The organism is Stenotrophomonas sp. 05L413, from assembly GCF_056397945.1.
On sequence record NZ_JBFTOL010000001.1, the window covers coordinates 889,243 to 910,330 of the forward strand.

The 21,088-nt window shown below is 61.8% G+C and carries 17 protein-coding genes; 9 read left to right on the plus strand and 8 right to left on the minus strand.

Annotated elements, in window-relative coordinates:
- Positions 1-23: 23 nt before the first annotated feature.
- Entirely contained in the window at positions 24-908 is an 885-nt protein-coding gene (locus tag AC1DIQ_RS03910) for an outer membrane protein assembly factor BamD (RefSeq protein ID WP_121039231.1), read from the plus strand.
- A 49-nt stretch (positions 909-957) separates the two neighbouring features.
- Here the strand turns inward: AC1DIQ_RS03910 and AC1DIQ_RS03915 are convergent, their stop codons facing one another.
- The 3 genes from AC1DIQ_RS03915 to sucC all read right to left on the minus strand — a co-directional run bounded on the left by AC1DIQ_RS03915 (position 958) and on the right by sucC (position 4,915).
- The gene (locus AC1DIQ_RS03915; RefSeq protein ID WP_121039234.1) at positions 958-2,592 is read right to left on the minus strand and encodes an NAD+ synthase; all 1,635 of its coding nucleotides are present in this window, start codon (positions 2,590-2,592) and stop codon (positions 958-960) included.
- A gap of 256 nt (positions 2,593-2,848) precedes the next feature.
- The gene (sucD, locus tag AC1DIQ_RS03920; protein WP_121039237.1) at positions 2,849-3,724 is read right to left on the minus strand and encodes a succinate--CoA ligase subunit alpha; all 876 of its coding nucleotides are present in this window, start codon (positions 3,722-3,724) and stop codon (positions 2,849-2,851) included.
- A gap of 21 nt (positions 3,725-3,745) precedes the next feature.
- Positions 3,746-4,915: an ADP-forming succinate--CoA ligase subunit beta gene (sucC, locus tag AC1DIQ_RS03925; RefSeq protein WP_121039240.1), complete on the minus strand. Its 1,170-nt coding sequence runs from the start codon at positions 4,913-4,915 to the stop codon at positions 3,746-3,748.
- A gap of 333 nt (positions 4,916-5,248) precedes the next feature.
- Between sucC and AC1DIQ_RS03930 the strand changes: the two genes are divergently transcribed.
- On the plus strand, positions 5,249-6,862 hold the full coding sequence (locus AC1DIQ_RS03930) for a sensor histidine kinase (protein ID WP_282263250.1): 1,614 nt from the start codon (positions 5,249-5,251) through the stop codon (positions 6,860-6,862).
- Between the two features lie 72 nt (positions 6,863-6,934).
- Entirely contained in the window at positions 6,935-8,320 is a 1,386-nt protein-coding gene (locus tag AC1DIQ_RS03935) for a sigma-54-dependent transcriptional regulator (protein WP_121039246.1), read from the plus strand.
- 51 nt (positions 8,321-8,371) lie between these two features.
- Here the strand turns inward: AC1DIQ_RS03935 and pilB are convergent, their stop codons facing one another.
- Positions 8,372-10,096 carry a type IV-A pilus assembly ATPase PilB gene (gene pilB, locus AC1DIQ_RS03940; RefSeq protein ID WP_121039249.1) on the minus strand — a complete coding sequence of 575 codons (1,725 nt, stop codon included), beginning with the start codon at positions 10,094-10,096 and terminating at the stop codon, positions 8,372-8,374.
- A 142-nt stretch (positions 10,097-10,238) separates the two neighbouring features.
- On the opposite strand from pilB, the gene AC1DIQ_RS03945 reads away from it, so the two are divergent.
- The 5 genes from AC1DIQ_RS03945 to AC1DIQ_RS03965 all read left to right on the plus strand — a co-directional run bounded on the left by AC1DIQ_RS03945 (position 10,239) and on the right by AC1DIQ_RS03965 (position 15,265).
- Positions 10,239-11,114 (plus strand): glycosyltransferase family 2 protein, encoded by an 876-nt coding sequence (locus AC1DIQ_RS03945; protein WP_121039252.1) that lies wholly within the window; start codon positions 10,239-10,241, stop codon positions 11,112-11,114.
- 68 nt (positions 11,115-11,182) lie between these two features.
- Positions 11,183-12,268 carry a glycosyltransferase family 4 protein gene (locus AC1DIQ_RS03950; RefSeq protein WP_478049512.1) on the plus strand — a complete coding sequence of 362 codons (1,086 nt, stop codon included), beginning with the start codon at positions 11,183-11,185 and terminating at the stop codon, positions 12,266-12,268.
- 2 nt (positions 12,269-12,270) lie between these two features.
- Positions 12,271-13,347, plus strand: a complete 1,077-nt coding sequence (locus AC1DIQ_RS03955) for a glycosyltransferase family 4 protein (RefSeq protein WP_259462155.1) — start codon at positions 12,271-12,273, stop codon at positions 13,345-13,347.
- Positions 13,344-14,378: a class I SAM-dependent methyltransferase gene (locus AC1DIQ_RS03960; RefSeq protein WP_121039261.1), complete on the plus strand. Its 1,035-nt coding sequence runs from the start codon at positions 13,344-13,346 to the stop codon at positions 14,376-14,378. The genes AC1DIQ_RS03955 and AC1DIQ_RS03960 overlap by 4 nt, the downstream gene beginning before the upstream one ends.
- Complete coding sequence (locus AC1DIQ_RS03965) at positions 14,378-15,265, plus strand: glycosyltransferase family 2 protein (RefSeq protein WP_282263237.1); 888 nt, start codon at positions 14,378-14,380, stop codon at positions 15,263-15,265. Before AC1DIQ_RS03960 ends, AC1DIQ_RS03965 begins: the two co-directional genes overlap by 1 nt.
- Here AC1DIQ_RS03965 and AC1DIQ_RS03970 read toward each other — a convergent pair.
- From AC1DIQ_RS03970 to AC1DIQ_RS03985, 4 genes are all read right to left on the minus strand, one after another.
- Positions 15,249-16,481: a lipopolysaccharide biosynthesis protein gene (locus AC1DIQ_RS03970; protein WP_478049463.1), complete on the minus strand. Its 1,233-nt coding sequence runs from the start codon at positions 16,479-16,481 to the stop codon at positions 15,249-15,251. The genes AC1DIQ_RS03965 and AC1DIQ_RS03970 overlap by 17 nt on opposite strands.
- Before the next feature lie 112 nt (positions 16,482-16,593).
- The gene (locus AC1DIQ_RS03975; protein ID WP_121039271.1) at positions 16,594-17,010 is read right to left on the minus strand and encodes a pilin; all 417 of its coding nucleotides are present in this window, start codon (positions 17,008-17,010) and stop codon (positions 16,594-16,596) included.
- On the minus strand, positions 17,007-18,947 hold the full coding sequence (locus AC1DIQ_RS03980; RefSeq protein WP_147433865.1) for a hypothetical protein: 1,941 nt from the start codon (positions 18,945-18,947) through the stop codon (positions 17,007-17,009). Before AC1DIQ_RS03980 ends, AC1DIQ_RS03975 begins: the two co-directional genes overlap by 4 nt.
- Before the next feature lie 79 nt (positions 18,948-19,026).
- Positions 19,027-19,461, minus strand: a complete 435-nt coding sequence (locus tag AC1DIQ_RS03985) for a pilin (protein WP_121039277.1) — start codon at positions 19,459-19,461, stop codon at positions 19,027-19,029.
- 360 nt (positions 19,462-19,821) lie between these two features.
- Between AC1DIQ_RS03985 and AC1DIQ_RS03990 the strand changes: the two genes are divergently transcribed.
- A complete protein-coding gene (locus AC1DIQ_RS03990; RefSeq protein WP_282263535.1) occupies positions 19,822-21,081 on the plus strand; it encodes a type II secretion system F family protein in 1,260 nt (419 codons plus the stop codon).
- The last annotated feature ends 7 nt before the right edge of the window (positions 21,082-21,088 follow it).

The window sequence follows — 21,088 nt, forward strand, 5'->3', positions numbered from 1 at the left end:
CAGCCGCGTCCCGCCCTGACCCCATGATCCGACGCTCCGTTATGCTGTCCGCGCCCGTCCGCCTCGCCGCCCTGATGCTGGTGCTGCTCTTCGTCGCCACCGGCTGTCACCGCGGTACCAAGGGCAAGAATCCGGATGAAGGCCTGCCGGTCGAAACGCTCTATGAGAAGAGCCACAAGCTCATGGAAGGGGGGAACTGGAGCGGTGCCGAAGCCAGCTTCCGCCGCCTGGTAGCCCAGTACCCGTATGGCCCGTATACCGAACAGGCCATGATCGAAAGCGCCTACGCGCAGTACAAGGCCGGCAAGCACGATGACGCGGTGTCCAGCGTGGACCGCTTCATCCGTACCTACCCGACCCACCGCAACATCGCCTACCTGTACTACCTGCGTGGCCTGGCCAACGGCAACCGCGACACGGTCTTCCTGCGCCGCGTCTGGTCGCTGGACCCGAGCCGCCGTGACCTGTCGAGCCCGCGCCAGGCCTATGCCGATTTCACCATCGTCACCGAGCGCTACCCGAACAGCCGCTACGCCGCCGATGCGCGCCAGCGGATGATCGCCCTGCGCGATGTGTTCGCCCAGTACGAGCTGGACAACGCCCTGTACTACCTGCGCCGCGAGGCCTACGTCTCGGCCGCTGGCCGCGCCAACTTCCTGCTGGAGAACTACCCGCAGAGCGCGTTCCAGTACGACGCCGTGGCCGCCCTGGGCGAGGCCTACACCCACCTGGGCAACAAGACCCTGGCCGACGATGCCCGCCGCGTGCTCGAGCTGAACCAGCCCGACCACCCGTGGCTGCAGGGCAAGTGGCCGAAGTACCCGTGGATGGTGCGCAAGCTGAACCCGTTTGCCGGCGAGAAGTCCGCCAGTACCGGTGAACGCAACGCCACGATGAACCGCAAGTAATGAAAAAGGCCCCGAAAGGGGCCTTTTTTATTACGGTAGCGCCCGACGCCTACCCCTTGTACCCATTGCTGATCGGGTACCGCCGCTCACGCCCGAACGCCCGGCGCGAGACCTTCGGCCCCGGGGCCGCCTGATGGCGCTTCCACTCGCTGGTGCGCACCAGGCGCAGCACACGGTCCACCACCTCGGCGGCGTAGCCGGCGGCCACGATCTCCTCGCGCGACTGCTCCTGGTCCACGTAGCGGTACAGGATGCCGTCCAGCACGTCGTAGGCCGGCAGCGAATCCTGGTCGGTCTGGTTGGCGCGCAGCTCGGCCGAGGGCGGGCGGGAAATCACCGCCGGCGGGATCACCGGGGCGCCGCCCACGGTATTGCGCCACTTGGAGAGCCCGAACACCTCCGTCTTGTACAGGTCCTTGAGCGGGGCGTAGCCGCCACACATGTCGCCGTAGATGGTCGCGTAGCCCACCGCATACTCGCTCTTGTTGCCGGTGGTCAGCAGCAGCCCGCCAAACTTGTTGGAGAGCGCCATCAGGATCACGCCGCGGCTGCGCGACTGCAGGTTCTCTTCCGTCACATCCGCCGCCTGCCCTTCGAACATCGGGCCGAGCGCGGCCATCAGCCCCTCGAACACCGGCTCGATCGAGACCGCTTCCAGCGTCACGCCCAGCGCGCGGCACTGCTCGGCCGCCAGGTCGTTGGACATGTCCGCTGTGTAGCGCGAGGGCAGCCGCACCGCGGTGACATTGGCCGCGCCCAGCGCGTCCACCGCCATCGCCAGCACCAGGGCCGAATCGATGCCGCCGGAGAGGCCCAGCCAGACCTTCTTGAAGCCGTTCTTGCGGCAGTAATCCTGGATCCCGCGGGTCACCGCGCGCCAGGCCAGTGCATCCATGCTCTCGTCGCCGTCGTCGATCCACTCGCGTGGCAGGAAACGGCGGGTGCCGGCGTCGTAATCCACCACCAGCCACTGGTCGGTGAAGGCCGCAGCGGCCGGATGCACGGTGCCATCGCCGTCAGCGACGACTGACGCGCCATCGAACACCAGCGCGTCCTGGCCGCCCACCACGTTGAGGTAGGCGATCGCCGCCCCGCTCTCGCGGGTACGCTCGGCCAGCAGCGCATCGCGCTGGGCATGCTTGCCACGCTCGTAGGGGGAGGCATTGGGCACCACCACCAGCTGCGCGCCGGCACGGACGGTATCGGCCAGCGGTTCGGCGAACCACAGGTCTTCACAGACCAGCACGCCCACCGGCACGCCCTTCAGCTCGAACACGCAGCTGCCGCCGTCCGGATCGACATCGAAGTAACGGCGCTCATCGAACACCGCGTAATTGGGCAGCTCGCGCTTGCGGTAGGTGTGCTCGACCTTGCCATCGCGCAGCACGCTGGCCGCGTTGTAGACCACCGCACCAGCGGCCTGTGGCCAACCGACCACCGCCGCGATGCCGGTGGTCGCCGCCGCGATGCGCTCCAGCGCCTGCTGGCAGTCGTACAGGAAGCCCGGCCGCAACAGCAGGTCCTCCGGCGGATAGCCACTGATCGCCAGCTCGGGGAACACCACCAGCTCGGCACCGTACTCATCGCGCGCCTCGGCGATCATCGCGATGATGGTGTCGGTGTTCTGCGCCACTGCGCCAACCGGGAAATCAAACTGCGCCAGGGCAATGCGGAGCGACGTCATGGGGGTCCAGCCTGTAGTTGCAATACACGCATTGTAGTGCCGGCCGCTGGCCGGCAACCACGCATTCGGCGGCAGCACGATGAGGAGCCGGCCAGCGGCCGGCACTACGTGGCGTGCTTGCCTTCCAGCGGCCGGGACCTACCGCTTCGGGTATCGCCTGAAACGCAGAAAGGCCGCCTGGAGGCGGCCTTTCTGTTTGGAGCAGCCGAGCATGGCTCGGCTCTACCGCACGTCCGTCGCTTGCGCGGCGGGCGGCTTATTTCACCAGCTTGGCGATGGCAGCGCCCAGGTCGCCCGGCGAGCGGACGGTGACAACACCGGCAGCTTCCATGGCGGCGAACTTGCCTTCGGCGGTGCCCTTGCCGCCCGATGCGATCGCACCGGCGTGGCCCATGCGCTTGCCGGCCGGAGCCGAGGCGCCCGCGATGAAACCGACGACCGGCTTCTTCACGTGGTTCTTGATGTACTCGGCACCGGCTTCTTCAGCGTCGCCGCCGATTTCGCCGACCATGATGATGCCCAGGGTCTGCGGATCTTCGTTGAACAGCTTCAGGCAGTCGACGAAGTTCAGGCCGTTGATCGGGTCACCACCGATGCCGATGCAGGTGGACTGGCCCAGGCCGACTTCGGTGGTCTGCTTGACCGCTTCATAGGTCAGGGTGCCCGAACGCGACACGATGCCGATCTTGCCCGGCATGTGGATGTGGCCCGGCATGATGCCGATCTTGCACTCGCCCGGGGTGATCACGCCGGGGCAGTTCGGACCGACCAGCACGGTGTCCGGATGCGAGCGGGTCAGCACGTTCTTGACGCGCAGCATGTCCAGCACCGGGATGCCCTCGGTGATGCACACGATGACCTGGATGCCGGCAGCAGCCGCTTCCAGGATCGCGTCAGCCGCGTACGGCGGCGGCACGTAGATGACCGAGGCGTTGGCGCCGGTGCTCTGCACGGCGTCGGCAACGGTGTTGAAGACCGGCAGATCGATGTGGGTGGTGCCGCCCTTGCCGGGGGTCACGCCGCCAACAACCTGGGTGCCGTACTCGATCATCTGAGTGGCGTGGAAGGTGCCCTGCTGGCCGGTGAAGCCCTGCACGATCACCTTGGTGTTCTTATTGATCAAAACTGACATTGGATTTCCTTCGGTGTCGGATCAGGCGGCGGCTTTGACAGCAGCGACGACCTTCTTGGCACCGTCGTTGATGTTGTCGGCCGGGATGATGGCCATGCCGCTGTCACGCAGCAGCTGCTTGCCTTCTTCCACGTTGGTGCCTTCCAGGCGCACCACGACCGGAACCTTGACGCCCACTTCCTTGACCGCGGCGATGATGCCTTCGGCAATCATGTCGCAGCGGACGATGCCGCCGAAGATGTTGACGAAGATGCCTTCAACCTTGTCCGAGGACAGGATCAGCTTGAACGCTTCGATGACGCGCTGCTTGTTCGCACCGCCGCCCACGTCCAGGAAGTTCGCCGGCTCGCCGCCGTTGAGCTTGATGACGTCCATGGTGGCCATGGCCAGGCCGGCGCCGTTGACCATGCAGCCGATGTTGCCGTCCATGGTGACGTAGTTGATGTCGAGCTCCGAAGCGGTCACTTCGGTTTCGTCTTCCTGGGTCTTGTCGCGCATGGCAACCAGAGCCTTCTGACGGAACGCGGCGTTGTCGTCGCTGTCGAACTTCCCGTCCAGCGCGTACAGGTTGCCGTCGTCCAGGATGGCCAGCGGGTTGATTTCAACCAGGGCCAGGTCCTTTTCGTTGAACAGGCGGTACAGATTCACCATGATGTTGGCGAACTGGCCGGCCTGCTTGGCGGTCAGGCCCAGCTTGAAGCCGAAATCACGGCCGTGGTAACCCTGCACGCCTTCAACGAAATCGACGTTGAGCGAGTGGATCAGCTCGGGGGTTTCAGCGGCGACCTGCTCGATCTCCACGCCGCCTTCCGAAGAAGCGATGTAGGTGATGGTCTTGGTGCCACGGTCAACCAGCACCGACAGGTACAGTTCCTTGACGATCTCACCGGCGGTGGTCACCAGCACCAGGTTGACCGGCAGTTCAACGCCTGCGGTCTGGTAGGTGGCCATCTTGGTGCCGAGCATCTTGGCCGCAGCGGCCTTCACGTCGTCGGTGGTCTTGCAGAACTTGACGCCGCCAGCCTTGCCGCGGCCGCCAGCGTGGATCTGCGCCTTGACCATCCAGGGGCCCTGGCCCAGGGCGTTGGCAGCTTCAACCGCTTCGTCCGGGGTAGCCGCGACCTTGCCGGCCGGAACGGGAATGCCGTACTCGGCAAGCAGCTGTTTTGACTGGTATTCGTGGAAATTCATGCGTCACCGTGGGAATAGGAACGACCGCACGCATCTCCAAGGCTCCCTCACGGGGGCGCCGGTAAGGACCGCGGCGGGCCCACTATTGTGGACGACCCGGCGCGCGGGCGCAAAGAAGTCAGTCCCAAGACACGCACGGGGAGCCGTTTCCGGCGCAATTTCAGACAGTTGCGGCAGCCCCCGGGAACCGCCACCCGGCCCCCCTGTGGCATGGCCGCGCAGCTGGCCGGCGCCTGCATACCGCCCGGCCTTCACACGCCCGGCCCCGGCCGCCTGCCCCCAAACCCGGCCGGACCCCCTACACTGCCCCCATGCCAGAAGGGGAGTTCCGGCGTGTCACCCAGTGCTTCATTGATCGACCGCATCGAATCGATACCGCGGCGCGAGCTGTATTTCTTCGCGCTGTACCGCTTGCTGATGGCCACCGTCATCGGCGCGCTGCTGTTCAGCCCGCTGAGCGGCCTGGTCGGCACCGCTGACCACCCCAGGCTGGCGACCATCGTGGCCAGCGGCTACCTGGTGGTGGCCGTGCTGGTGCTGCTGTTCGGGCGCAACGAGCGCTGGCTGCGCACCATCGTGGTGTGGAGCGTGGCCGCCGACATCATCGCCGCCACCCTGCTCGCCCATGCCCTGCCCGGGGCCAGCGCAGGCATCTCGATGTCGCTGCTGTTCAACATCGCCGCCGCTGCGACCCTGCTGCCGCTTAGCATGGGGCTGGGCCTGGCCGCTGCCGCCAGCGCCGCCACCGCCGGCGAGTACATCTGGAAGCAGCTCGAAGGCGGCGACCCGACCCGCACCCTGGCCGAGCTGGCCATGTTCGTCACCAGCTATCTGGCCATCGCCTTCATCAGCTACCAGGTTGGCAACCGCGCCCGCATGAACCAGCAGCTGGCCAACCAGCGCGGCGATGAAGTGGCCAACCTGTTCCAGATCAACGAGCTGATCATCCGCCGCATGCGCACCGGCGTGATCGTGGTGGACGGCGCCAACCGCATCACCCTGGCCAACGAAGCCGCCTCCACCCTGCTCGGCGATGCCGATGGCAACAGTGGCAGCGGCCGGCTGGAACTGGGCAGTGCCTCACCCGAGCTGAGCCGCCGGCTGCTGCGCTGGCGCAACGGCTGGACCAACGAAGAACTGCCGCTGCAGCTCTCGCCGGACCAGCCTGAGGTGCAGCCACGCTTTGCCCGCCTGCTGGCCGGCAGCGACCTCACCCTCGTGTTCCTGGATGACTCCACCGTGGTCTCGCGGCGTGCCGAGTCCTTGACGCTCTCGGCGATGGGGCGCTTCTCGGCCAGCCTCGCCCATGAGATCCGCAACCCGCTGGCGGCGATCAACTACGCCGCCCAGCTGCTGGAAGAATCCACCGATATCGGCGACACCGACCGCCGCCTGCTGCAGATCATCAACCAGCAATGCCAGCGCACCAACGGCATCGTCGAAAGCGTGCTCGGGCTGGCGCGGCGCGAGCGTGCCAATCCGGAGAACGTGGATCTGGCCTCGTTCGTGCGCCGCTTCGTGCTGGAGTACAAACAGGGCCTGTCGCTGGAAACCGACAGCGTGGAGCCGATCATCAGCGAGACCTCGGTGCACGCCCTGGTCGATCCGCGCCACCTGCACCAGATCCTTACCGTGCTGGTGCACAACGCGCTCAAGTACGGCCGCGTGGCCGAAGAGCCGGCGCGCGTGCGGCTGCGCGTGGCGCGCCAGGACCGCACCGCCATCATCGATGTGATGGACCGCGGCCCGGGCATTCCCGAGACGGTTGCCAGCCAACTGTTCCGCCCGTTCTTCACCACCTCCGAGCACGGCACCGGGCTGGGGCTGTATATCGCCCGCGAACTGTGCCGTGCCAACCAGGCACGGCTGGAATACGTCTCGGTGCCCGCCGGCGGTGCCTGTTTCCGGCTCGTACTGGCCGGCCCCCACACGATGATGGCCGGATGAGCTGCGCGCACACCCGGACGCCACCGTCAAACATTTGTCGCCAACGACCGCCCTCGGCTATCTTCCTTCCTTATGAATGACACCCGCAGCGCCCTCGTCGTCGACGACGAACGTGACATCCGCGAACTGCTGGTACTGACCCTGGGCCGCATGGGCCTGCGCATCAGCACCGCAGCCAACCTCGCCGAAGCCCGTGAGCTGCTGGCCAGCAATCCGTACGACCTGTGCATCACCGATATGCGCCTGCCCGATGGCAACGGCATCGAGCTGGTCACCGAGATCGCACAGCACTACCCGCGCACGCCGGTGGCGATGATCACCGCGTTCGGCAGCATGGATCTGGCGGTGGAAGCCCTGAAGGCCGGCGCCTTCGATTTCGTCAGCAAGCCGGTGGACATCTCGGTGCTGCGCGGCCTGGTCAAGCACGCGCTGGAACTCAACAACACCGAGCGCGCCGCGCCCGCACCACTCGCCCCGGAGCAGGCCGCACGCCTGCTCGGCGATTCGCCCTCGATGGATGTGCTGCGTGCCACCATCGGCAAGGTCGCGCGGAGCCAGGCACCGGTCTACATCCTCGGCGAATCCGGCGTCGGCAAGGAACTGGTCGCACGCACCATCCACGCGCAGAGCGCGCGCGCGCCCGGCGCCTTCGTGCCGGTCAACTGCGGCGCGATCCCGTCCGAACTGATGGAAAGCGAATTCTTCGGGCACAAGAAGGGCAGCTTCAGCGGCGCGCATGCGGACAAGCCCGGCCTGTTCCAGGCCGCGCATGGCGGCACCCTGTTCCTGGATGAAGTGGCCGAGCTGCCCCTGCAGATGCAGGTCAAGCTGCTGCGCGCGATCCAGGAGAAATCGATCCGCCCGGTCGGTGCCGCCACCGAAGTGCCGGTGGACGTGCGCATCCTTTCGGCCACGCACAAGGACCTGGGCGAACTGGTCGAAGACGGCCGCTTCCGCCACGATCTGTATTACCGCATCAACGTGATCGAACTGCGCGTGCCGCCCCTGCGCGAACGCCGCAGCGACCTGCCCGCGCTGGCCGCCTCGATCCTGGCCCGGCTGGCCCGCACCCACGGCCGCCCGACCCCGCTGCTGGCGCCCTCGGCGCTGGAAGCCCTGGCTCAGTACCACTTCCCCGGCAACGTGCGCGAACTGGAGAACATCCTCGAGCGCGCCCTCGCCCTGGCCGAAGAAGACCGGATCGGTGCCAGCGACCTGCGCCTGCCCCAGCACGCCCCACGCTTCGGCGCCGGCAATGCGCCGCCCACCCAGGAAGAAGCCGTGGTCGATCTGCCGGCCGGCAATGGCGCCCTGCCCTCCTACATCGAACAGATGGAGCGCACCGCCATCCAGAAGGCGCTGGAAGAAAACCGCTGGAACAAGACGCGTACCGCCGCACAGCTGGGCATCACCTTCCGGGCGTTGCGGTACAAGCTGAAAAAGCTCGGCATGGAGTAGAGAGACAAAAAGGCCCGCTTGCGCGGGCCTTTTCTCATCTGCGGACGCCGCTCAATCCTTGGTCACACGATTGATCTCCGCCAGACCGGTCACCCCGGCCGCGGCCTTGATCAGCGCCGATTGGCGCAGGTCATTCACCCCCGCCAGCTGCGCGGCCTCGGCGATCTGCAGCGCATTGCCACCGGCCAGCACGATGGTCGAGATCTCATCGGTCATCGGCATCACCTGGTACAGACCGGTACGGCCCTTGTAGCCCTCGGTGCACTCATCGCAGCCGACCGGCTCGAACAGCTTGATCCCGGCATCCAGCTGCGCCTGGGTGAAACCCTCGGCCAGCAGCGCGTTGGCCGGCAGCTCCACCGGGCGCTTGCAGTTGTTGCACAGCCGGCGCGCCAGGCGCTGGGCGATCACCAACGTCACCGAGCTGGTGATGTTGTACGGCGCGATGCCCATGTTCATCAGGCGCGCGATGGTCTGCGGCGCATCGTTGGTATGCAGCGTGGAGAGCACCATGTGGCCCGTCTGCGCCGCCTTGATCGCGATCTCCGCCGTTTCCAGGTCGCGGATTTCGCCGACCATGATGATGTCCGGATCCTGGCGCAGGAACGAGCGCAGCGCCGCGGCGAAGGTCATGCCGCGCTTGACGTTCTGCTGCACCTGGTTGACGCCGGGCAAGCGGATTTCCACCGGGTCTTCGGCAGTGGAGATGTTGCGCGTTTCATCGTTGAGGATGCCCAGCGCGGTATACAGCGAGACCGTCTTACCCGAACCGGTCGGGCCGGTGACCAGCACCATGCCATACGGCTTGTGGATCGCATCCAGGAACAGCTTCTGCTGCGCCGGCTCGTATCCGAGCTTGTCGATGCCCAGCTTGGCCGCGCTGCCATCCAGGATACGCAGCACCACCTTCTCGCCGAACAGGGTCGGCAGGGTGCTGACGCGGAAATCGATCTGACGGGTCTTGGAGAGGTTGAGCTTGATGCGGCCATCCTGCGGCACGCGCTTCTCGGCGATATCCAGCTGCGCCATCACCTTCAGGCGCGCGGCGATGCGCTGGTTGAGCTTGACCGGGGCCTTGGCCACGTTCTTGAGCAGACCATCGATGCGCAGGCGCACGCGATAGTCGTCCTCGTAGGGTTCGAAATGGATGTCCGAGGCGCCTTTGCGGATGGCGTCGACGAGGACTTTGTTGACGAACTTTACGACCGGGGTGTCATCGCCTTTGGCGTCGATGCCAGAGTCGCTGATGCCGCCTTCTTCGTCGCCCGCGGAGACGTCCAGATCCCCCATCTCGTCGTCGCCGCCGAGCGCCGAGCCCAGCGTGTCCTGTTTGGACTGCCACTGTTCCAACGTGCGACGGATCTGATCTTCATCGACCAGAATCGGCTCTACCACCAGGTTGGTGTGGAACTTGATTTCGTCGAGCGAGTGGGTGGGGTTGCTGGTGCCGATGAAGAGCTTTCCGCCACGTTTGAACAGCGGCAGCACGTGGTGCTTACGCAGCAATTCTTCGCTGACCAAGCCCATGGCGTTCTGGCTGTTGTCGAACACAGACACATCGAGCAATGGCATGCCGAACTCAAGCGCGTTGGCGGCAGCCAGTTGGGCACTGGTGACAACCTTCTTTTCAGCAAACCACTGCGGCAGTGGTTGCTTGGCAGCCCCTGCCTTGGCCATGGCGTCGCGTGCCACAGCCTCCTCCAAAACGCCATCCTGAACAAGACGGCGAGCGATGCCTGTAATCCCGACGAGATTGGCATTTACCACGGCATTCATTGGCTACTGGCTCCCCATGTCAGGACTAGAGATTACTGCAAACCGACACTGGACTGGGCCATAGGCTCCCCAGAGCTGCGAGGTTGCTCCTCCGCCCCCCGGGCGCGGGTTACCATTGCCCCGGGGAAACTGGGGACTTACCGTGAAACGTATCAGCATCATCCTGCCGGCCAAGAACGAAGCGGAGGGTCTGCTCCGCACCTTGCCAGCATTACGCAGCCTGTATCCTGAGGCCGAGATCATCGTCGTGGACGACGGCTCGACGGATGCGACGGCCCAGATCGGCCGCGAGCATGGCGCCACCGTCCTTTCGAGTCCCTATTCAATGGGGAACGGTGCCTCTATTAAGCGGGGCGCCCGCGCCGCCAACGGCGAGATCTTGGTGTTCATGGACGCCGACGGCCAGCATGACCCGAGTCATATCGAGTCCCTGCTAGTTAAGCTGGCTGAGGGTTACGACATGGTCGTGGGTGCACGCGACAGCAGCGGCCAGGCCAACGTCCACCGCGGCTTGGCCAACAGCTTCTACAACTGGATGGCCAGCCAAATGACCGGGTTCAGGATCTTGGACCTCACTTCTGGCTTCCGAGCAGCACGCGCGCGAAGGTTCCGCGAGTTCCTGCACTTGCTGCCTAATGGTTTCAGCTACCCCACCACGAGCACCATGGCCTTCTTCCGCAGCGCCTATCCAGTGGCTTACGTACCGATTCCAGTGGGCAAGCGGGTAGGCAACGGCAGCCACATCCGGCCCATAAAGGATGGCATCCGCTTCCTGCTGATCATCTTCAAGATTGCGACGCTGTACTCCCCATTGAAGTTGTTCGCGCCGATTGCGGCAGGCTTCTTTCTGCTCGGACTGGGGTACTACGGTTACACCTTCGCCACCATGCATCGCTTCACCAACATGAGCACCCTGCTATTCAGCGCGTCGGTGATCATCTTCCTGATTGGACTGATCTCCGAACAGATCACCGGACTCACCTATCTAGCGGCTCGGGACGGGCGGGAACGGGAATGAAGGCAGAGCGGCTGCAGCTGAGGCGCCTGTTGCTGGTAACTCGCAACTTGCCACCACTGCAGGGCGGCATGGAGCGACTCAATTGGCACCTGCTTCAGCAACTACAGCGCACTTTTGAGGTGCAGGCGATTGGTCCCCACGGTGCGGCTGCCCTATCGCCCGCAGGCACAAAGCTGCGTGAGGTGCCGCTGAGGCCTTTGTGGAGGTTCATAGCAAGCGCCGCTTGGTGCACGCTTATACAAAGCACCCACCATCGTCCGGCGACGTACTTGGCCGGCAGCGGGCTAACCGCTCCCCATGCATGGATGGCAAGCCGTCTTTTCGGGGGCCGCTGCGCAGCTTATCTGCATGGCTTGGACATCAGCGTGGACCACACCGCCTATCGAAAGCTATGGCTGCCAGTGCTGCGCCGACTGGACTTGGTGATCGTCAACAGTAGAGCGACCGCCGCGCTTGCCGTTGAGGCAGGGATAGACCCAGCACGCCTTCATATTGTTCATCCTGGCACAGAAATCCCCCGCACTTCCGGCACCGATCGACGTTCGGCTGAGGGAATCGCCTTTCGCCGACGCCATGCGTTGGGACAAGGACCTTTAATGCTATCGGTTGGCCGTCTGACGCGCCGAAAGGGATTGTTGGAATTCATTCGCGACGAACTGCCCACGGTATTGGAGGCGTATCCCGAAGCAGTTTTGGTCGTGGCTGGTGGCGTAGCCAGTCACGCGCTTGGTTCGGAAGCACTAACGCCGGCTCAGTTACTTGCCAACACGCCTCCGGCAGTCCGCGAACGGGTTCGATTTATTGGTGAAGTGAGTGACGAAGAACTTAGCATCAGCATGTTTGCGTCTTTAGTACACGTTTTCCCGGTGCGATCCCAACGCAGTGACCCAGAAGGGTTTGGAATGGTTGCGATTGAAGCCGCCGCACATAGTTTGACCACAGTCGCATACGCTTCCGGCGGCGTGGCCGACGCCGTCGCGGACGGGGTATCCGGGATTTTGGTTGAACCTGGGGACAGTGCCGGTTTCGCCAATGCAGTAATCCAGGCTATCCGCAATCCACTTCCTGCAGCTCCGATGCGCGTGTTCGCACTGCAATTCAGCTGGGACGCCTTTGGCGCGCGGGTGCGAGATTTGCTGGGACGGCTCACATGACCATGAATGGCTGGTCACTACCCCCATCACACCTCCACGTACGACACCCCGAACGTGCTCCGCCGCCTACGGCAGAACCTGCAGTGTGGTTTCCCGCCGTAAGAACGGGCACAGGCACCGATCACTTCACTCGAATTCTCTGCGAAGGCCTTAGATTGAAAGGCCTCCGAGCGGAAATCGCGTGGATAGATCGGAGAGCGGAGTACTTTCCATGGACCGTTCCAATACAGCGTGCGCCCAGCTGGGCAAACATAGTCCACATCAACACCTGGCTACACTCTCGTTTCTACAAAGGCAGCATTCCGATTGTGGCGACGAGTCACCATTGCGTTCACACCGGCATTTCTGGAAAGCGTAGAGGCATCGCTCGCACAGCCTACCATCGGCTATGGATTGAGCGCGTCGAGCGCGCCGCGCTGCAACGTGCAACCAACGTGATCGCTGTTAGCCAGTTCACTGCCAACCAAACGAAAGCTCACTTCGGCTCCGTCGAACTGTCGGTAATTCACAATGGCGTGGACACAAGCATCTTCCGCCCCGCCATTGATAAAGCTGACCAAGCATCACCGTTCAAGATCCTGTATATCGGCAGCTTTTCAACCCGAAAGGGCTCGGACTTGCTCGCCCCTATAATGCAGCAGCTCGGCCCAGATTTTCAGCTCCGGCATACTGGGAACAGAGATCAAGCAGCAAAATGGGGATTGACGGACGATTCAATCGCTCTTGGTCGATTGAACCAGGCAGAACTGGTTCGAGAGCTTCAGCAGGCCGACGTCTTGCTTTTTCCAAGCAGACTAGAGGGTTTCGGCCTTGCAGTTGCCGAGTCCATGGCATGTGGAACGCCTGCAGTCGCCTCCTATGCTTCTTCTCTACCCGAAATCATTACGGACGAATCCGACGGACTGCTTTGCCGCACTGGAGACCCCGCTCAATTTGCCGCGTCCATTCGCCGCTTGGCAGATAATCGCGCCTTTCTCGATGAACTCTCCACTCGCGCAGCGAAGAAAATCGGACATCACTTTTCTCTTGAGCGATTTATCGATGCGCATATCAACCTCTACTCGGAGACGCTGAGGTGACCATAAAGTTCGCGCAGTGGTCAAAGGGCAATCGCATCAAGGTAAATGCGTGTCCACTTTGCGGCGGCATTCCAATTGGGCCGCCGGAGGTCTACGCGCGCGCGGACGACGAAACACAGTTCGCGGACATCTGGCACTACGATCGTTGTGCTCGCTGCCGCTCCCTGTACTTGCGTGACCGCCCTGACGTCAATTCGCTGCCCTTCGCGTACGCCGAGTACTTTACTCACGCCAATCCTCTCCCAGGCGAACACGTTTCCAGGAGCTGGAAGCGACGCTGGATTGACGGCTATATTAAGATCCGCTTTGGTGTGGACCGCTCCAAAGGCTCGGCATTTGGGGCACTCGTATTTTCCCTGCTGCTCCCCGTTCGCTGGATGCTGGATGTTCAAGGGCGTAACATTCCTAAGGATTACTGCCACAGCGGCAAGAGTCTGCTGGATGTCGGCTGTGGCAATGGGGATTTCATGCGCCGGGCAATTGAAATGGGACTACAGTGCTCCGGTTGCGAGCCAGACCAAGCTGCCGCATCGCTTTGCAGAAATTTCGGTCTGGACGTGCTTCATGGTGATGCATTCGATCCGGCAATGGACCAGCGCCGATTCAGTGTGATTACGCTAAATCACGTCATTGAACATGTGGAGAATCCCGTGCGCCTCGTCTCGCGCCTACACTCCCTGCTGGAGCCGGAAGGGATTCTCTGGATGGGATTACCCAATCCCTCCGCAATCGGCGTTTCATTGTTCGGCAAAGCGTGGAAGGGATTTCACCCACCATTCCATTTAGCGATCCCTGATCAAACACTGCTGAAACGATGGCTTTCCGACGCTGGTTTTACCGACGTCCGATGCCTACGTCGAGGATTACAGAGTCCCGGCCTTTGGCTAGAATCGTCGCGCATATTCGAACGCGAGACTGGCCAGCCGGCTGGCTGGCGCAAGACATTCAAGCTAGCGGCAGATATCATCGCATGTCTCTCGCCGAGGTACAGCGAGGAAACCATCATCGTTGCTCGTCGCAAGTCGAAATGATGAAAACGACAGCTATCGTTTTACATTTCAGAACGATCGACCGGACCCACGCGTGCTTGATCTCGCTGCAGGCCGCGGGCGTGAAAAGTATTATAGTGATCGACAACTCGGAAGATGGCGGCGTGTCATTGGCGCAACTCCGATTGCGCTTGGCCCGCTCCATCGACGACATCTCTATCTTTATTCAGCCAAACAACAATTTGGGCTTTGGCGCCGCAATCAATCTCGCGCTAGCCGAACGGGGACCTGACGATGAGAGTGCCGTACTCCTGATCAACTCCGACGCCCGAATAAGTCGCTCAGCCCTTTGCGCCATGGTTGAAACACTGAAACGTGGTGTAGCGATGACGGCACCGATGATCAGAGAGGCAGGTCAGATCCTGCCTCCTGTAAGGCACTACCATCCGCGCCTAGGCCTTATCCTCCAACGCTCGACTCGCGGGTCGAAACCCTATTTGACGGGCGCCTGCTTGCTACTTACCCCAGCAGTCATCCGGTCTGATTTATTCGATACAGGGTTTTTCTTCTATGGGGAAGACGTTGAGCTGTCCGCGAGATTGCGTGATGAGGGCCATGAACTAAGGCCAACGGACAGTGCGTGCATCGAGCATGACGGTTCCGCCAGCGCCCGAAAGGGCTCGTTATTCTATGAGTACCACTTGAACCGTGCCCATTGGCTACTTGCGAGAAAGCTCTTTCCGCACTCAAGCTTTGATCGCGCCATCGCCATCCTTGGGCGCTGCGTGACCTTGCCTTGCCGCGCTGTCACACGCTCAATTCGAGGGCGTTCGGCAGTACCAATTTACGCAGCGGTCCTTGCGACATGGGACACGGCCACCGGACAGATCCGACGTATGACTCCTGTGATGACTACTGAGCGGAACTGACGATCACTCGTTTCGAGTAACCGACCATCACCCAACCTACCGCCGCCATCCCATACTCGACAATAGCAACGGAGATCAAGACGGGCGCCTCGACTCGCAACTTTGCGAACATCACAGCAAAGACGACCAACGCGGCAGCACCAAGCATCTCGACCGCAGCTCGTCGCCAAGGCAAGTTCATCGTCATGAGGAGATTGACTGCAGAAAGCCTCAGACACATGCCTGGAACGATGAAAGCAAACCAGGATACGTAATCACTTAAACCAACATACGAAGGGCCGATCAAAAGCGCGAGCACGGGCGCGAGCAAGTACAGCGCACCGCCCGCGACCGCACCATAGCCTACCGTTGCCCAAAAAAGTGGCAGGTCGGAAGTAGGTCCATCTGCGACAGAGGAACGCCGGTAGAGCTTGGGAATCATCGCCAGCATCAACGCTATTACAGGAATCACCATTGCCGCAGCGATACGTGCGGATGCCGCATAGCTGCCAGCCGCCAAAGGGTTAAGCAGCTTGCTAGCCGTGATTTTGTCCAACTCGCTGGGCGCGGCTGCCGTGTTGGCCAAAACAGCATAACCTCCATTTTCGCGCCATTGACTCCGCGGAAGAAGGTTAAGCTCTCGAAGCCGCGGCGACGGGGTTGGCAAAAGCCATGCGGCAGCTATCAAGGCAAAGATGCTGCAAGCAAAGTGTCCCGCTATGTAGTCCTCCAATGTCGCTCCGCTGATGAATAAGTAGAGCACGGTGATCCAGAGTGCGCGGAGGATCAAAGTCAACAAGAGGATCGACTGCGCTTTTGCTGGACTACCTGCGGCATGGTGCGGGACGGCAAGGATGACGATCACGGGCTGGAGGAGCAGCTCAGACACAGCGAGCAATGCAATGCTTACCCCTCCAATCGGAAAGAATTTCATCGCTATGATGACGAAAACGACGGCTAATGCAGCGCCGCAGGCCATTGTCGTGCCAAGCGCCGTAGCCAAACCAGTGCGCAAATTTTGCTCCTGGCGTGATGCGTCTCGGAGCAATGTCAGATGAGTGCCGAAAGTTGCAAAACCAGCCAGAAAGACGCAGGCGGCGGCGACGCCAGCAAACATGCCGAACCGATCTGCGCCAAGCAATCGTGCTAGCAGGATCAGCGACACTGCCTGAGCCGGCAGTCGGACAGCAAGGACCAGCGCGGTCACCAGCGTCGACTTGAGCAAGGTCTGAGACATTACGTTTACCAGATTCCCCGGCCGGAGCGAAGCGCCCTCGTTTATTGAAGCAGATAGCGACCGTCAGCGGTGAGGTTCACTTGAATACAGGCACCGGCCCACTGGAGGATGTTCAACGGCACGATGAGGGAAGATATTTGCCCTCCAGACCGCCGCAGCTCCAATTAATACTGCCATTGGAGTCAGTCGCAGCCAATACAAGTTCCTGTCCGGCTATTTTGGCACTGGCAGAGCTTGAGAACTTGACATGAATATCCCCTCTAGTGCCGACTGTCACTGATCCAACGTGGTTCCCTGTGAGTGACGCTGGCGGCGCCATGCCCGCCGACAGATTGTTCGCCGGAAACTGCCCATGATCTGAGTAGTAAGTGGCGATCGCTTCCTTGGCCCCGGTCGACAGCGAGAATCCTTCTGCAACCTGCGCCCTAGCGACATAATCTTGATAGGCGGGTAAGGCAATTGCGGCCAGAATCGCAACGATCGCCACAACGATCATCAATTCAATCAATGTAAAACCACGTTGTTTCATTGTTCTCCCCTTGAATAGGAATGGCTCGCCTGCCAGAGCTCCAGGCGTTTGATATCACTGGCGTAAGCTCCCCGACCGTTGACTCTGCGCAGCAGTGTCAAGGCCTCCTCCGCCTCTGATCGTTCGAGCAAGTTTGATGCCAACCCGACCTGCAATAGCCATAACCTGTAGCCAGGATCCCGAGGGGAAAGCGCCACCGCTTCGCGGATCATACGCATCGCCAACTTTCGGTCGCCGACCACGTTGAAGGCGTAGTTGGCGTAGATCGCACGCAACCGGGCGGAACGAGGATTTCGTTGCACGACATTGACCAGCAGCCTAAAAAGCTGGTGTTCGTCAGCGAACCTGCATCGCTGTTCAACCCTGCACTCCACAACACCCTCCAGCGCGGCTATCTCCTGAGGACCTACAGGGCGGCGCAACATCTTCTCGCTAAACCGCGCCCATACCATTTCTGGGAGCGGATCCCCGTTGCGACTGCCTAGAATAATCAACGCTTGGTCCGCCAACGGCGATGCGTTAGGGAGCGCAGCTGCATGTTCGAACTCGCCGAGCGCCATAGACCACCCCAGGGTGTGGGGATCATTTCCGGCCAAGGCGAGAAGCTGACGCCCATACTCATAGCCTGCGCGCGACGACTCTGGATTGCGCGTAGTCAAGGTCAAAGCAAGCCTTACCGGATCACCCCAACTGAGTGCCTGCACATAGCCCATGGCACCTACATAAACCAGCGGCACAGCCAGCATCAGCATGCGCGCGTCGGTGGTCATCGGTTTCAGCACTGCCCCCAGAGGTTGCACCAGCGCGAGCACGAGGCCCAGCAGCGCCAGGTAGTTGCGATGCTCGAACACCAACTCCAAGGGCTGCACATTGCTGGTCAGCGCGTGCGATGCAAAGAACCATGCAATGCCGAAAGCCGTCAGCGGCCAATGCCTGCGCAGCAGCCACCCGCCCAACATGAGGCTCAGCAGCACCATTCCTGCTAGCAGCGTGCCGATGGGACGCAGCAAATCATGCGAAATTGGGAAATTATCGTAATAGAAGCTAAGAGACTCTGGCCAGGGCAACAATATCTGCCGCAAGTAAAGCAGCAACGCTGGCAACTGGCTGTAGAGCCGCTCGGAGAGGGTAAAGTCACGCGTAGCGTATGCCGTTGGCGACATCGCGGAAGGAACCACCCAGCCAAAGAAGATGATCAGGGCGGCCATGCCACCAATTGCATAAGCCCAAATCAGCAGGCGCCGCTGTGGCACACTCGCTGCCGCAAAGCGGAGCACGAACACTTCCAGCAGCAGGCAGTACACGGGAACCAGTAATGCTGTTTCCTTGAAGCCGAGGCCAAACGCGGCGGCCAAGGCGGTGCCCAACCACCATGGCCACGCCCGCCCACCCGCACACATGGCTGCGCGTGCACGCAGGTAGCACAGTAGTGACATCAAGATGCCCGTAGCAGCGCCGACCTCCATGCGCTGCACGATGTAGAGGGCGCTGGAAACCTGTATAGGATGCACCATCCATACGAACGCCACGGCCCAGGCGGCGGCCAGCCGCCTCTTCTCCGTCAGCGCGGCGCTCATGCTCATAAGTTGACGAGCAAGCAGCCACACTAGCAAGGCGTTTATCAGATGCATGGCCAAGCCAGTCACCTTGAGCGGCACCGGGTCGGCCCCGGTGAGCACATGGTTCACCGCAAAACTCAGCATGGCCAGCGGGCGCCCGAAAGCACTGGCGATGCCGGAACCAAACAATTGCCCCAGTGTCGACCAACTCAGGCGTTCGAGCTTCCAGTCCGGGTCGTTGACCAGATTTGGCTGGTCGTCAAACAGGAAGCCGCCCCCCAGACCCGGTAGGAAAACCAGCGCCCCCAGCACCGGCAACGCGAGCACGGCTGCAGCCTTGGACCAGCGCGCGAACGCGCGCACCCGATGTTCGGACACGACACTCTCTCCAACCGTTCCCTACCAAAGAAAAGGGCCGCTAGGCGGCCCTTTTCTGACATCCACCACCAACCTGCAATTAACGGCAGGACGACGGCAGGAACTTCGGATCGATGCTGCCACCGGTCTTGCAATCCCAAGTGATGCTGCCGCCGGCATCATCCGGGGTCAGCACGAAGTTCTTACCAGCAACCTTTGCGCTGACAGAACCGGCACCCTTCAGCTTAGCGGTGATGGCCCCAGCGGTGCCGACGGTGACGCTCTCAACGTACTTACCGTTGATCGAAGCAGCCGCAGCCAGACCTGCATCGGCGTTGGCGGTCGGGAAGGCACCCTTGTCGGCGTAGTACTCGGTTACAGCCGTTTTGGCACCCGAGCTCAGGGTCATCGCTTCGGAAACCTGAGCGCGAGCCACGTAATCCTGGTAAGCCGGCAATGCGATGGCGGCCAGGATGGCGATGATCGCAACAACGATCATCAGTTCGATCAGGGTAAAGCCCTGCTGCTTCTTCATGCGTACGTCCCCTAGAGGTAGAAATATAGATAGGGCACTGGGCCGTTGCCTGACCGGCGGACCGGGTGAGCGAGGCGGGCGCCCGTGCGGGTGGATCGAAGCAGGTTGCGTGCCAACAGTGCCAGCAATGCTCCCCAGCATTCCCCGGCGCAATGATGGCACCAATCTTCAGGATTGGAACCCCCCTCACAACAATTTGCGACCTATCCGGCAATGTGACCCGTTGCGTCACTTTTTGACAGTCCCTGTCGGGCGCGCGGACCAAGGCGGACCGCCGAACAGGACTGCCAACGCATCCCGGAACCGGCTACCATGCGGCGAGATAGCCCGCCTGGGGAAGGTGCGGCTGGGGAGCCCTGTATGTCTGTCAGCCGTAGCGCGATCAAGAAAGAGCCCGTGGCGCGTAGCACCATGGAGATGAAACCGTTTGTCTGGGAGGGGACCGACAAGCGCGGCGTCAAGATGAAGGGCGAACAGCCCGCCAAGAACGCCAACCTTTTAAGAGCTGAACTGCGGCGGCAAGGCATCATGCCGAGCGTGGTCAAGCCAAAACCCAAGCCTATATTTGGCGCAGCAGGCTCCGCCGTCGGCGCCAAGGACATCGCCTTTTTCAGTCGCCAGATGGCGATCATGATGAAGTCAGGCGTACCGATCGTCAGTGCACTGGAGATCATCGGTAGCGGACATAAGAACCCTCGCATGAGGAAGCTCGTCGAATCCATCCGGACCGATATCGAAGGCGGCTCATCTCTGCACGAAGCGATCAGTCGACATCCTGTCCAATTCGATGAGTTGTACCGGAATCTGGTAAGGGCCGGTGAAGGAGCCGGTGTACTCGAAACGGTGCTGGATACCATTGCCAGCTACAAGGAGAACATCGAAGCACTAAAGGGCAAGATCAAAAAGGCACTGTTCTACCCCACCATGGTTGTCGTGGTGGCACTGCTGGTCAGTTCCATTCTATTGATTTGGGTTGTGCCTCAGTTCGAGGACGTGTTCAGGGGCTTCGGCGCTGAGCTTCCCGCGTTCACTCAGATGATCGTCGCGATGTCTCGCTTCATGGTGTCGTGGTGGTGGCTGATCCTGGCCGTCAGCGTAGGCTCCGTAATCGGCTTCATTTTTGCCTACAAACGCTCCCCCAAAATGCAGCACACCATGGATCGTCTGATCCTGAAGGTGCCGGTGATCGGCCAGATCATGAACAACAGCGCGATCGCCCGCTTCGCCCGCACCACCGCCGTCACCTTCAAGGCCGGCGTGCCACTGGTGGAGGCGCTGGGCATCGTCGCAGGCGCCACCGGCAACAAGGTGTACGAAGAGGCTGTCCTGCGCATGCGCGACGACGTGTCGGTCGGTTACCCGGTCAACATGGCGATGAAGCAGGTCAACCTGTTCCCACACATGGTGGTGCAGATGACTGGCATCGGCGAAGAGGCCGGCGCGCTGGACACCATGCTGTTCAAGGTGGCCGAGTATTATGAGCAGGAGGTCAACAATGCCGTGGACGCCCTGAGCAGCCTGCTGGAACCGATGATCATGGTGTTCATTGGTACCATCGTCGGCGGCATGGTGATCGGCATGTACCTGCCCATCTTCAAACTCGGCGCGGTAGTTGGATAACTAATCA